The 13097-nt window shown below is 74.0% G+C and carries 11 protein-coding genes; 3 read left to right on the top strand and 8 right to left on the bottom strand.

Going from position 1 to position 13097, the window contains the following annotated elements:
* Positions 1-67 precede the first annotated feature (67 nt).
* Positions 68-532, top strand: a complete 465-nt coding sequence (locus ACFVYL_RS27655; protein WP_389720444.1) for a GNAT family N-acetyltransferase — start codon at positions 68-70, stop codon at positions 530-532.
* Between the two features lie 21 nt (positions 533-553).
* Here the strand turns inward: ACFVYL_RS27655 and ACFVYL_RS27650 are convergent, their stop codons facing one another.
* Genes ACFVYL_RS27650 through ACFVYL_RS27630 form a run of 5 tightly spaced genes read right to left on the bottom strand, consistent with a single transcriptional unit; the run spans position 554 to position 5784 of the window.
* Complete coding sequence (locus tag ACFVYL_RS27650; RefSeq protein WP_389720441.1) at positions 554-928, bottom strand: VOC family protein; 375 nt, start codon at positions 926-928, stop codon at positions 554-556.
* A 33-nt stretch (positions 929-961) separates the two neighbouring features.
* Positions 962-2125 (bottom strand): XdhC family protein, encoded by a 1164-nt coding sequence (locus ACFVYL_RS27645; protein ID WP_389720438.1) that lies wholly within the window; start codon positions 2123-2125, stop codon positions 962-964.
* Positions 2118-4256, bottom strand: coding sequence for a xanthine dehydrogenase family protein molybdopterin-binding subunit (locus ACFVYL_RS27640; RefSeq protein WP_389720435.1), 2139 nt, complete (start codon positions 4254-4256; stop codon positions 2118-2120). The genes ACFVYL_RS27645 and ACFVYL_RS27640 overlap by 8 nt, the downstream gene beginning before the upstream one ends.
* Complete coding sequence (locus ACFVYL_RS27635) at positions 4253-5245, bottom strand: FAD binding domain-containing protein (protein ID WP_389720433.1); 993 nt, start codon at positions 5243-5245, stop codon at positions 4253-4255. The genes ACFVYL_RS27640 and ACFVYL_RS27635 overlap by 4 nt, the downstream gene beginning before the upstream one ends.
* A complete protein-coding gene (locus ACFVYL_RS27630) occupies positions 5242-5784 on the bottom strand; it encodes a 2Fe-2S iron-sulfur cluster-binding protein (RefSeq protein ID WP_389720430.1) in 543 nt (180 codons plus the stop codon). The genes ACFVYL_RS27635 and ACFVYL_RS27630 overlap by 4 nt, the downstream gene beginning before the upstream one ends.
* Before the next feature lie 243 nt (positions 5785-6027).
* Here ACFVYL_RS27630 and ACFVYL_RS27625 point away from each other — a divergent pair, with 243 nt between their 5' ends.
* A complete protein-coding gene (locus ACFVYL_RS27625; protein ID WP_389720427.1) occupies positions 6028-6606 on the top strand; it encodes a TetR/AcrR family transcriptional regulator in 579 nt (192 codons plus the stop codon).
* On the opposite strand, the gene ACFVYL_RS27620 is transcribed toward ACFVYL_RS27625, so the two are convergent.
* The gene (locus tag ACFVYL_RS27620; protein WP_389720424.1) at positions 6569-7543 is read right to left on the bottom strand and encodes a DNA-binding protein; all 975 of its coding nucleotides are present in this window, start codon (positions 7541-7543) and stop codon (positions 6569-6571) included. The two genes, ACFVYL_RS27625 and ACFVYL_RS27620, sit on opposite strands and share 38 nt — an antisense overlap.
* Before the next feature lie 180 nt (positions 7544-7723).
* Between ACFVYL_RS27620 and ACFVYL_RS27615 the strand changes: the two genes are divergently transcribed.
* A complete protein-coding gene (locus ACFVYL_RS27615; protein WP_389720422.1) occupies positions 7724-8419 on the top strand; it encodes a type 1 glutamine amidotransferase domain-containing protein in 696 nt (231 codons plus the stop codon).
* Between the two features lie 23 nt (positions 8420-8442).
* Here the strand turns inward: ACFVYL_RS27615 and ACFVYL_RS27610 are convergent, their stop codons facing one another.
* Positions 8443-9105 (bottom strand): M15 family metallopeptidase, encoded by a 663-nt coding sequence (locus tag ACFVYL_RS27610; RefSeq protein WP_389720419.1) that lies wholly within the window; start codon positions 9103-9105, stop codon positions 8443-8445.
* A 286-nt stretch (positions 9106-9391) separates the two neighbouring features.
* Positions 9392-12574, bottom strand: a complete 3183-nt coding sequence (locus ACFVYL_RS27605; protein ID WP_389720417.1) for a BTAD domain-containing putative transcriptional regulator — start codon at positions 12572-12574, stop codon at positions 9392-9394.
* Positions 12575-13097 lie beyond the last annotated feature (523 nt).

The following is a 13097-nucleotide window of genomic DNA, read 5'->3' as shown; positions in this document are numbered from 1 at the left end:
CGGGCGGGAAGGAGCAGGGCGGTTCCGGTCGGCAAAAATCACTTGCCGCCCTCCATAGGCTTCGAACATGCGAACGTCACTCCAGTTGCGAGAAGTCACTCCCGACACCTTCGAGTCCGCCATCGGCCTGCGGGTCCGCCCCGACCAGGAGCACCTGGTGTCACCCGTGGTGAAGTCCCTGGCCGAGGCGTACGTGCACCCGGGCGTCGCGTGGCCCCGGCTCATCTGCGACGGCGACGAGCTCGTCGGGTTCCTCATGGCCTTCTTCGAGATCGACTGGACCGGAAAGGGCACCGACTTCCGCTCCGGGCTCTGGCGTCTCAACATCGCGGCCGACCGGCAGGGGCGGGGCTACGGACGCTTCGCGGTGGAGTCCGTGGCCGCCGAGATCCGGCGCCGGGGCGGCACCCGCCTGACGGTCTCCTGGCACCCCGGAACGGACGGCCCTGAAGCCTTCTATCTGGGGCTCGGGTTCCGCCCGACCGGAGAGACCAGCGGGGGCCAGACGGTGGGGGCGCTGGAACTGGACTGAAGCTCACGCGTGGGCGGTCCGTCAGTTGAGGTAGTTGGTGCGCCCTTCGTCGTCGAGTTCGAAGGGGCCCTCGGGAAGGATGCAGAACTCATTGCCCTCGGGGTCGGCCATCACGAGGAATCCGCCGTCGGCGTACCCCTCCAGCCTGCGCCCGCCGAGTGCCTCGACCCGCCGCTGTTCGGCGGCCGGGTCGGGGGCCTCGACGTCGAAGTGCAGGCGGTTCTTGCCCGACTTCGTCCCGTCGTTCCGCTGGAACCCCATGCCGAGGCCGTTCTCCCGCCGGAGCCACACGTACGGACCCGTACGGCCGACGACGGGCCTGTCGAGCAGTTCGGACCAGAACGCGGCGAGCCGCTCGGGGTCGGTGGCGTCGATGATGAGCGCGTTGATCTGCATGACTGATCCTCTCAAAGACAGGCTCTCAGGCGGTCAGGCCACCGCTCGGGCCCGCACCGATGAGTCAGGGGTGTCGTGGTGGATCGGCATCCGTGTACCCGTCAGGGGCCGCCCCGTGCCGCCCTGCCGTGTCGCGACGATCTCCGCCGCGATGGACAGGGCCGTCTCCTCGGGCGTGCGGGCCCCGAGGTCGAGGCCGATCGGCGAGCGGAGCCGGGACAGTTCGTCCTCGGTGACGCCCTCCTCGCGCAGCCGGCGGTTGCGGTCCTCGTGCGTGCGGCGCGAACCCATCGCGCCGACGAACGCGACGGGCAGCCGCAGCGCCGCCGCGAGGAGCGGCACGTCGAACTTGGCGTCGTGGGTGAGGACGCACAGGACGGTGCGGCTGTCCGTGGCGGTCTCCCGGAGGTAGCGGTGCGGCCACTCGACCACGATGTCGTCGGCCTCCGGGAAGCGGGCCCGGGTGGCGAAGACGGGCCGGGCGTCGCAGACCGTCACGTGGTAGCCGAGGAACTTGCCCGCGCGGACCAGCGCCGCCGCGAAGTCGACGGCCCCGAAGACGATCATGCGGGGTGGTGGCGTGCTCGACTCGACCAGGACCGTCACCTCGCTCCCGCAGTGCGCTCCGCTCTCGGAGACGACGAACTCGCCGGTGCGGCCCGCCGCAAGGAGGGCACGGCTCTCCCCCACCGCGGTGCGGTCCAGCTCGGGGTGGCCGCCCAGGGTTCCTTCGTACGTGCCGTCCGGCCGCTCGTCCGGCCCGGTCACCAGGAGCGGTCTGCCGAGGAGTTCGGGCGGGCCTCTGAACACCCGGGTCAGGGCCGCCGCCCCGCCGCGGGCGGCGGCGGACAGGGCGGCGGCGAACACCGCCCTGTCCGGTGCGTCCGCGGCCACCGGGGCGACCAGGACCTCGATGACCCCGCCGCAGGTCAGCCCGACGGCGAAGGCGTCCTCGTCGCTGTAGCCGAACCGCTCGACGACGGCTCGGCACTCCTGGAGGGCCTGGACGCACAGGTCGTAGACCGCCGCCTCCACGCAGCCGCCGGAGACCGAGCCGATGACGGTGCCCTCGCCGTCGACGGCCAGCGCGGCGCCGGGGCCGCGCGGCGCGCTGCCCCCGACGCTCACGACCGTGGCGACGGCGAAGTCCCGGCCCTCCTCGACCCAGCGGTTCAGGTCCTCGGCGATGTCAAGCACGGGTGGTGTCCCCGGGCCGGGCCGTCGGCCGCAGTACGCGGTCGGGGCGGATGGGGAGCGCCCGGTGGCGGACGCCCGTCGCGTGCCAGACCGCGTTGGCGACCGCCGCCGCGGCGCCCACGATGCCGATCTCGCCGATGCCCTTGATGCCCACCGGGTCGTCGGCGTCCGGGTCGGCCACCCAGTCCGCCTCGATGTGCGGCACGTCGGCGTTGGTGGCGATGTGGTAGCCCGCGAGGTCGGGTGTCACGATGGCGCCGGACGCCGCGTCCCTGACGGCCTCCTCGTGCAGCGCCATCGACAGGCCCCAGATCATGCCGCCGATCAGCTGGCTGCGCGCGGTCAGCGGATTGACGATCCGGCCGGCGGCGAAGATGCCGAGCATGCGCCGCACCCGCACCTCTCCGCTGGTCACGTCCACGGCCACCTCGGCGAACTGCGCGCCGAAGGAGTGCCGTTCCTTCTGCGTGAGCGCGCCGATGGCCTCGCTGGTGTCCGACCGCACGGTGATGCCCTCCGGCGGAATGTGCCCGCCGGGGACCAGCTTCTCCCGCAGCTCGCGCGCCGCGAGGGTGATCGCCCAGCCCCAGGACCGGGTGCCCATGGAGCCGCCCGCGATCATGGCGGGGCCGAAGTCGCTGTCGGCGATCCGCACGTGCACGCGGTCGGGTGCCACGTCGAGGGCGTCCGCGGCGATCAGGGTGAGCGCGGTCCGCGCGCCGGTGCCGACGTCCGCCGCGGTGATGCGCACGGTGAAGGTGCCGTCGGCCTCCGCCGTCAATCCCGCCGTGCTCGGGCCGACGAGCACCGGGAAGGTGGAAGCGGCCGTGCCGGTGCCGAGCAGCCAGCGCCCGTCGCGGCGCAGCCCCGGACGCGGATCGCGGTCCGCCCAGCCGAACCTGCGGGCGCCCTCCTCGTAGCACGCCAGCAGATTGCGGCTGGCGAACGGCAGGCCGGAGACGGGGCCCACGTCCGGTTCGTTGCGGACCCGCAGCGCGATGGGGTCCATGCCGCACTTCTCCGCGAGTTCGTCGAGCGCGGACTCCACCGCGAAGGAGCCGGGCGCCTCGCCCGGGGCACGCACATAGGTCGGGGTCGGCACGTCGAGGCGTACGAGACGGTTGACGGTGTGGTGCGCGTCGGCGGCGTACATCGCGCGGCCGTATCCGGCGCTCGACTCGACGAACTCGTACACGGTCGACGACAGGCTCTGCCCCTGGTGGTCGAAGGCACGGAGCCGGCCGTCCGGGTCGGCGCCGAGCCGGACGCGCTGCGTGGTGGGACTGCGGTAGCCGACGAGCGAGAAGAGCTGACGGCGGGTCAGTACGACGCGGACGGGCCGGTCGAGCACGGTCGCCGCCATCACGGCCAGGACCTGGTGCACCCGCAGCCCCTTGGACCCGAAGGCGCCGCCGACGTGCTCGGACAGCACCCGCACCGAGGCCAGGTCGAGCGAGAACAGCTTCGCCAGCTCGTCCGCGACCCAGGTGCTGCCCTGGTTGGAGTCGACGACCTCCAGGCGTCCGCCGTCCCAGCGCGCCGTCGCCGCGTGCGGCTCCATCGCGCTGTGGTGCTCCTCGGGCGTGGTGTACTCGGCGTCCACGACGTGGGCGGACGCGCCGAGTTGGGCGTCCAGGTCGCCCTTCTCCGTACGGTTGTCCTCGCCGTCCGGCGTGTACGTGCCCGGGCGGTCGGCAAAGAAGGCGACGTCGTGCGGCTCCTGGTCGTAGTGGACCACCAGCGCCTCGGCGGCCTCCCGGGCCTGTTCGGACGTCTCGGCGACGACCAGCGCCACCGGCCAGCCCACGAAGTGCACCCGGTCGTGCTGGAAGACCGCGACGACGGGGTCGGGCAGCCCCAGCATGCCCACGTAGTCCGCGTCGACCCGCGGCGCGTTCCCGTGGTGCAGCACGGCGAGGACGCCGGGCATGGCGAGTACGGGCTCCGCCTCGATCGAGCGGATCCGGCCGCGGGCGATCGTGGACGGCACGAGCCAGCCGTGGGCGAGGTCGGCGAAGGGGATCTCACCGGCGTAGCGGGCGGCGCCGGTGACCTTGTCGAGGCCTTCGACGCGGGTGTGCGCGGTGCCGACGGCGCCCGTCACCGCGGTGGTTGCGGTGGTCGTGGTCATCGGGCGGCCTCCTCGGTGAGTTCGGTCAGCAGGGCCACGACGAGGTTGCGGGTGAGCGTCACCTTGTAGCCGTTGCCGGGCAGGGCGCGGGCGGCCGCCAGTTCGGCGTCGGCCGCGGCGGCGAACGCGGCGGCGCTCGCGGGGCCGCCGGTCAGTGCCGCCTCGGCTGTCCGGGCCCGCCACGGCCGGGACGCGACCGCACCGATTCCGATGCGCACGTCCCGTACGACGCCGTCGTGCACGTCCAGGGCCGCGGCGATCGAGCCGATGGCGAAGGCGTAGGAGGCGCGCTCGCGCACCTTGCGGTAGCGGGAGAAGGCGGCGACCGGGGTGGGCGGCAGGGTCACGCCGGTGATCAGCGCGCCGGACGGCAGCGCGGTCTCCAGATGCGGGGTGTCGCCCACGGGCAGGTAGAACTCCGGGAGCGGCAACTCGCCCGCGCCGACCGCCGATTCGTAGTGGACGACGGCGTCGAAGGCGGCGAGGGCCACGCCCATGTCCGAGGGGTGGACGGCCACGCAGTGCTCGGTCGCGCCGAGGATCGCGTGGTTGTGGTGCTCGCCCTCGACGGCGGAACAGCCGGTGCCGGGTTCGCGCTTGTTGCAGGGCTTGGTCAGATCGGTGAAGTAGCCGCAGCGGGTGCGCTGGAGGAGGTTCCCGCCCACCGTCGCCATGTTGCGCAGCTGGCCGGAGGCGCCCGCGAGGACCGCCTGCGCCAACGCCGGGTAGCGGCGTCGCACTTCGGGGTGGGCGGCGAGGTCGCCGTTGGTGACGGTCGCGCCGATGCGCAGCCCGCCGTCCTCGGTGACCTCGATGGTGTCCAGGGGCAGTTCGCGTACGTCGACGAGGAGCGCGGGCCGCTCGACGCCGGTCTTCATCAGGTCGACCAGGTTGGTCCCGCCGCCGAGGTAGCGGGCGTCGGGGTCCGCGCCGAGCACGGCGACCGCGCCCGGCACGTCGTACACCCGCTGATAGCCGAAGTCCCTCATACCGCTTCCTCCTCGGCGCGCGCCGCCTTCGCGACGGCCTGCACGATCGACACGTACGCGCCGCAGCGGCACAGGTTGCCGCTCATCCGCTCGCGGATCTCGTCGGCGGTGAGTTCCGGCACGCCCGCCTCGGGCCGCACGTCGGTGGTGGCGGCGCTCGGCCAGCCGTCGGCGTGTTCCTGGAGCGCGCCGAGGGCGGAACAGATCTGGCCCGGCGTGCAGTAGCCGCACTGGTAGCCGTCGAGGTCGAGGAAGGCCTGCTGCACGGGGTGCAGCCGGTCGCCGTCCGCGACACCCTCGATCGTGGTGATCTCACGCCCCTCGGCCGCGACGGCGAGCTGCAGACAGGAGACGGCGCGACGGCCGTCGATGAGCACTGTGCAGGCCCCGCACTGGCCTTGGTCACAGCCCTTCTTGGTACCGGTCAGATCGAGCCGCTCGCGCAGGGCGTCGAGCAGCGTGGTGCGGTGGTCGACGGACAGTGTGTGCTTCTCACCGTTGATGTTCAGGGTGACGGCACTGGACGTCGATGGAGCCATGAGCAGCCTTCTTTCGCGAATCGCATCGAACGAGGCGGTCCCGGCGGGGAGTTCGGGAGGAAGTGGCGCTGTACAGGGAGGAGGGCACACGGCCGCTCCGGCGGCAGGGGTCCCCAGCGGCCGCGGTTGCCGCTATGGTGACCCTAAGCGGACAGATGTCCGTTAGTCGTCGAACTTAGCGGACAGTTGTCCGCTCAGCAAGGCACAACCAGGCCGCGATGCGCACCGGCGGAAGGAGAGCGGATGGGCCTGCACAAGAACGCCCCCCTGCGCTCGGACGCACAGCGCAACCGGGAACGGATCCTCGACGTGGCGCTTGCGGAGCTGACGCGGTCGAGCGACGCGCCGCTCAGCGCGATCGCGAAGAAGGCGGGCGTCGGGCAGGGCACGTTCTACCGCAACTTCCCCAACCGCGAGTCGCTCGTCCTGGAGGTGTACCGCTACGAGGTCCAGCATGTCTGCGACGCCGCCTGCCAGTTGCTGGCGAGCCGCGCCCCCGACCGGGCCCTGCGGGAGTGGATGGACCGCCTCGTCCGGTTCGGCATGGCCAAGGCCGGTCTCGCCGACGCGATACGCAAGGCCACCAGCACGCTCGGCAGCCTGGCCGGGGTGGGCCCCGGACCACTGACCGAGGCCATCTCGCTCCTGCTCAGGGCGAACGAGGAGGCCGGGACGATCCGGCCGGGCGTGACCCCCGACGATTTCCTGCTCGCCATCGCCGGGCTCTGGCAGATCGATCCGCACAGCGACTGGGAGAACCGGGCCGGGCGCCTCATGGACCTCGTCATGGACGGACTGCGGGCCGGCGCGCCGGGGCGCTGAGCGTCTCCAGGAGGTGGACCGCTGCGTCGCGCACCGCGGGCGGCGCGTCCGCACGATGACGCAGCAAGGCCGCCGTGGCCCCCAGCGACTCCGTCGCACGGACGGACCCCATGCCGGCCGCTCGGGGGGCGACGTCCCTGATGAGATCTTCGGCGTCCCGCCAGGCACCGGCGCCCGCGAGCGCCGCGAACAGCTCCGCGGTGAACAGGTCGCGGTAGGACGGCCCGCCGGGCGCGGCGGCGGCCTGCCGCAGCAGAGGGATGGCGCGATCCCAGCGGCGCAGCCGCGCCAGGACCCACCCCTGGTGCCCCAGGAGTTCGGTCTCGTCGATCCACCAGGCCCAGGGCGGGTCGCTCGCGGACACGCCGTCCAGGAAGAGGCTGCGGGCCCGGGAGAGTCGTCGCACGGAAGCGGAGGCCGCGCCCAGCATGGCGATCGCGTGGGCCTGCCGGATCAGGACGAGCGCGCCGACCCTGGCCGGGAGCGCCCGTGCCCCCGCCGCGCGCGCGGCGGTCTCCAGGGCGGCCCGGGGACGGCCGACGTGGGCCTGCAGCATGCTGTGGTTGAGCAGAACGAGGCGTCCCGTCCACCGGTCGCCGCAGAGATCCGCCAGGGCCAGCGCCCGCCCGTTCGCGCGCCGGGCCCGGCGGGGAAACCCCGCGTCGAACAGGATCCACCCCATGACCTCGCACAACTCGGCCAGGGCGGCGATCAGTTCGCTGTCGAGAGTACGCAGGCTCGCGGGCGCCGCACCGAGTTCGGGAACGCACCGCACGGCTCCGGGAATCGCCTGCGCGGCGGCACGCGCGCCGCGCCCGGCGTCGATGGCGAGCAGCCGCTGGGTGACGCGGAGGACCGTGGGGACGGACGAGGGTGACTGAAGTGGGGCGCCCGCGGGCGTCACGCGATGGCCGATGCCTCCCCCTCGTTTCCTCATTGGATAGTTATGCCCGATAGGTCTACCTTCGAGGGCAGCACCGCGCGGACGGTCCGGCCTCGGGACGCCGGAAGGCCAGAAGATCAGATGGCCGGAAGACCAGGGTGCCAGAACGTCGGCGCGTGTCCACCCCGATCGTCGCCCGGCCCCCGCCGGGCCCGTCCCCCGAAAGAGCACCGCATGTCCAAGATCCTGTTCGTAGTCACCGGCTCGGACCACTGGACGCTGGCCGACGGCACCCGGCACCCGACCGGCTTCTGGGCCGAGGAGGCCGCCGCGCCGTACGAGGCGTTCAAGGCCGCGGGCCACGAGGTCGTCGTCGCCACCCCGGGCGGTGTCGTCCCCACCGTCGACCGCGGCTCCCTCGCCCCGGAGGTCAACGGCGGTCAGGAGGGCGCCGACAGGGTCGAGGCCTCGCTCGCGGCGTTCGCCGAGCTCCAGGGCCCGGTCAAGCTGGCGGAGGTGCGGCTCGACGACTACGCCGCCGTCTTCTACCCCGGCGGTCACGGCCCCATGGAGGACCTCGCCGTCGACGCGGAGTCCGGCAGCCTGCTCACCCGTGCCCTGGAGACGGGCAAGCCGCTCGGCATCGTCTGCCACGCCCCGGCCGCGCTCCTGGCGGCCGTGTCCAGTGACGGCATCCCCTCCTTCGCGGGCTACCGCCTCACGGGTTTCACCAACGCCGAGGAGAGCCAGGCGGGCCTTGCCGACCGCGCCAAGTGGCTGCTCCAGGACCGTCTGGTGCAGGGCGGCGCCGACTTCCAGGAGGGGGAGCCCTGGGCGCCGCACGTGGTCGTCGACCGCAACCTCGTCACCGGCCAGAACCCGGCCTCCTCCGCCCCGCTCGCCGCGGAGCTGCTCAAGCAGCTGCCCTGACCGGTGCTCAGTTGCTCAGTTGCTCAGTGCGAGGCGTGGAAGGTCACCGCGCCGTAGTGGGCCCGGGGGCTGCTCGTGGCGAGGGCCCAGTACCGGTCGCCGTAGGACCAGTGCCACCACTCCGTGGGGTAGTTGACGAGGCCCACGGTGGCCAGGGCGGCCGTGAGGGTGCGGCGATTGCGGCGGGCCGTGGGAGAGATGCCGTCGGCGTCGGTGTAACAGGCGCCGCCGCTGTCCTCGGGACTGGCGTTCACCGGTGTGCCCAGGTCGAGTTCGGTGCCGGTCGTGGTGCGCAGGGTGACGTCGACTGCGGCGCCCGCCACGTGCGGGGCCACTTCCGGAGGCGACAGTGAGCGGCTCGCCTGCCGGTGGAGATGGGCCCCCGTCCAGTCGGGGTGGGCGCGTCTGAGTTCGGCCGCGTACTCCTCGAAGTACTTGATCTGCAGGTCGATCGGCCGGTACCCCTCGGTGATGAGCAGGCGCAGACCTTCGGGCAGCAGCCGGGCGGCGCGGGCGAGCCGCCAGGCGACGCCCTCGCGCAGCTGGGCGTAGGCACCGGCCGGGTCGGCGAGGCGGTCGTCGACGTCCACGAACGGCAGGTGGCGCAGGTCGATGAGGGGCTCACCGCAGTCGTGGACGGGGATGTCGAGGACCCGGGGGTCGTTCATGAGGATGATCGGCGGCATGCTCGGCCCCTTCGAGGCGGAAGTCGTCCTGGCAGACATGGCGGGCACGGCACCGGGGGCGGGCTGCTGCCCGCCCCCGGAGTCCCCGCCTGTGCGGTGGCGCCACGCGACAGACGGCCCATACGGCCGACTGATCGGTCGTATGGGCCGCGAGAGCAACAGTGGCCTCTCCCCCGTTAGATCCGCTGTTGCTGCCGGCCGCTGAACCGCCGACATGAAGAGACTGCCGCACCGCGCTGTAATTCCTCTGCAAATCCGCGCCAAGCGGGCTGTCGGTGCCGGGGGTTCAGATGCCGGGCTCGGTCAGCTCGCGCGCCTCGTACGCCGCGAAGACGCCCCGTGCCTCCGTCCGCAACGCCCGCGCGTGCACCCGCTCCCCCGCCGCCTCCCGCGCCGCGGCGAGATCGCGCAGGGTGCGGGCGCGGGCCAGGGGCAGGTCCAGGGCCGCCCAGAGGTCGGCCGCGGCGGTGAGGCGCCGCTCGGCGGCGGCGACGCGCCCATCGGCGAGCTCGCATTCACCGAGCGTGCGCAGGGCGAGCGCCTCGCCGAAGCGGTCGTGGTGGGCGCGGCAGGTCTCCAGGACGTCCCGCAGCTCGGCGGCCGCTTCGGCCGAACGCCCCAGCCGCATCCGGCATTTGGCACGGGCCTGTACCGCGTACGCCGACATCAGCTGGTCCCCGATGGCGGCGAGGAGGGCCACGGCCCGGTCGGCGAGCTGCTCGGCCTCGGCGTAGGCGCCGAGCGACCGGTGCACCAGGCTCAGCGATCGCAACGTGAGGGCCTCGCCGCGCCGGCTGCCGAGTCTGCGGTAGGCCCGCAGCGACTCGTCGAGGAGAGTGAACGCCGCCTTGCGGTCGCCGAGTTCGAGGTGGACCGTGCCCGCGAAACGGCAGGAGAGGCCGAGTCCCGGATCGTCGCCGAGCCCGCGGAAGCCCTCGACGGCCCGGGTCAGCACGTCCAGCGCGGCGCGCAGCCGTCCCGCCTCGCGCAGGGCGCTGCCGAGTCCGGCGAGGGCGGCGGCCCGGCCCCGGGCGTCACCGAGGTCGGCGCAGATGCCGGCCGCCTGCCGGAAGTACTCCTGCGACTCATCGAACCGGTCCTGTTCGTAACGGAGTTGGCCGAGCCCGATGAGCAGCAGGGCTTCACCGGAGCGGTCCTCGGCCCGCCGGGCGGCGGCCAGGGCGGCATCGTGGCTGCGCCACCAGGCCTCGAAGCGGTTGCCGACCGCGTACGCGGACGAGCACAGGGCAGCCGCGGCCTCACAGGCCAGGGTGTGCAGATCGAAGGACGCGGCCCGCTCCACGGCGGCGGCGAACGCGTCGGCCTCGGCCTCGAACCAGGCCGCCGGGTCGGCGAGCGCCCGCCGCGTGGCCTCGGGGCCGACCGGCCGCACCAGGCGGCGCAGGGAGCCGGAGTCCGTGCCCGCCGGGCCGCCCGAGTCCAGGAACCCCCGGTGCAGTTCGACGGCGCCGGACGGGATGGCGGACGCGACGCGGCCGGTGAGCCAGAGCCCGGCGCCGAGTGCCCTGCCGACGGCCGCGGAGCGTTCGGCGGGGGTGTCCTCGGCCTCGGCGCGTTCGGCCGCGTACACGCGCACGAGGTCGTGCGGACGGTAGCGGGGCTGGCCCGCGCGGTCCACGAGCGTGCAGTGCAGCAACTGGGCGTCGATGAGCTGCTCCACGACGTCTTCCGCTTCGGCCTCCGGCGCGTCAAGGAGCGCGGCGACGACCCAGGACGCGACATCGGGCGCGGCGAGCAGGCCGAGGCGGCGCAGGGCGGTGCGGGCCGGGGCGTCGAGGGTGCGGTAGCTCAGGCCGAGGCCCGCCCGGATCTCCAGATCGCCGACGGACAGTTCGTCCAGGCGGTGGCGCTCGTCGGCGAGCCGGTCGGCGAGCGTGCGCGCCGACCAGTGGCTGCGGGTCGCGAGGCGGGCCCCTGCGATGCGCAGGGCCAGGGGCAGGCCGCCGCACAGCTCGACGATGCGGCGGGCCGCGCCCGGGTCGTCGCTCACGCGCCGTTCGCCCGCGACCCGGGCGAGCAGGTCGATGCCCGGCTCCGTGTCGAACACGTCGAGATCGGTGCGGTGCGTGCAGGGCAGGGCGCCGAGGCGGGCGCGCGCGGTGATCAGCACTCCGCATGTGGCGCTCCCCGGCAGTACCGGCCGCACCTGCGACTCGCTGCCCGCGTCGTCGAGGACGAGCAGGATGCGACGCCCCGCGACGAGGCTGCGGAAGAGGTCCCTGCGCTCGGCGTCTCCCTCCGGGGGTTCGGCCCCCAGGGCGCGCAGCAGCCGGCCGAGCACCTCGCCGGGCGCCACGGGATCGGTGGCGCCCCGGAGTTCGGCGTAGAGCTGTCCGTCGGGGTACGCGTCGGCGACCCGGTGCGCGGCCGTGACGCCGAGGACGGACTTGCCGATGCCGCCGGGTCCGGAGATGACGACGACGGGAACGGCCTGCCGGGGCCCGGGGCCGGTGAGCGCGGCCCGCACCTCGCGCAGCTGCGCCTCGCGGCCGGTGAAGTCTCCGATGGCGGGCGGCAGGAGGGCGGGGGCGGGTGGCGGGCGGTCGACGGCCGTCGGGCCGATGTCATGGGCGAAGGCGTGGGAGGCGGGGCCTTCGGATGCGGGGGCGGTGCTGCGGGTGTGCGTGGTGCCCGGCTCGCCGGTGGGTCCCGCGGGGGCCGGGGTGCTCGCGGCCCTCGACGCGTCCTCAGGGGCGGTGGGCAGCAGCGCCGCGTCCGCCCGCAGGATCGCCTCGTGCATCGACCTGAGGACCGGCCCCGGGTCGAGCCCCAGTTCCTCGGCGAGTACGTCGCGGCCCTCCGCGTAGACCGCGAGCGCGTCGGCCTGCCGCCCCAACCGGTACAGGCAGAGCATCAGTTGGGCGCGTAATCGCTCCCGGGTCGGGTGCGTGGCGACGAGGGCGGTGAGCTCGCCGACCAGCTCCGTCTCGCGGCCGGTCTGCGCGAGGTCGGCGGCGATCCGTTCCTCCAGAGCCGCCTGCCGGGCCTCTTCCAGCTGATCGGCCGTGGCGCGCAGCGTCTCGCCGATTCCTCCGAGGGCGGGCCCGCTCCACAGCGCGAGGGCCTCGCTCAGCAGCCGTGCCGCCGTGGCGTGCTCCCCCGCGGCCGCCGCCTCCCGGCCCGCCGCGGAGAGCCGCAGGAACGCGGCGCGGTCGACGAGATCGGCGTCCGCGTGGATCAGATAGCCCGGCGGTCTTGTCTCGATGACGTCGGCGGGCAGGGCGCGGCGCAGCGCCGAGACGTACGACTGGATCAGGGATCTCGCCGTGTCCGGTGGGCTCTCCCCCCAGAGCACATCGATCAGCGCCTCCGCGGAGACCACCCGCCCCGGCTGCAGGAGCAGCGCGGCGAGCAGCGCCCGCGGCTTGGGCCCGCCGAGAGCGAGGCGCCGGCCCGCACGCCACGCCTCGACCGGCCCGAGCAAGCGGAAGTGCATGTCCGTGTCCACGCCCAGCTCCATGGGTCCTTGCCCCGCACCGCCCCCCGCTCCCCGATCGACTGGTCATGCTACGGCGCCGCGACCTCAATTCGCTTTGCGGCGAGGGGAAACAGGCCAGCTCGGCGGGGCGGGGTGCCCTCCCGGGCGGGGGCGGGGAGGTGGGGTGATCGCTCCGGGCTCGCGGCGGACTCGGGACTACGCCTCCCGGGGGGGGCGAGCGGCAGCGGCGCGAGGGAGCGCGGGACCGGGAGGTGGGTACCTGGGCCGAGGTGTGCGGGGCACGGCTCGTCGAGCGCGGGAGCGTGCGGGGCCGGACGCGGGTACGCGCGGGGTGGCGGAGACGAGGGCGCCGAGGCACGGACCGCGGGTGCGCGCGGAGCAGAGGTCAGAGACAGCTACCGCCTCGGGGCCGGTCGCAGCGCCCTCGTAACCGCGCCGCGAGCCGTCGCGCCACCCGGCTCCGGGACGGGCGGGGCGCGCCAGGGGGCAGCAGCGCGTCGGCCGAGGTGGCTGATGCCGCCTCGGCCGACGA

The sequence above is a fragment of the Streptomyces sp. NPDC058308 genome, assembly GCF_042880275.1.
In the GTDB taxonomy this organism is placed as follows: Bacteria; Actinomycetota; Actinomycetes; order Streptomycetales; family Streptomycetaceae; genus Streptomyces.
This window is presented reverse-complemented; position numbering and strand designations above follow the sequence as displayed.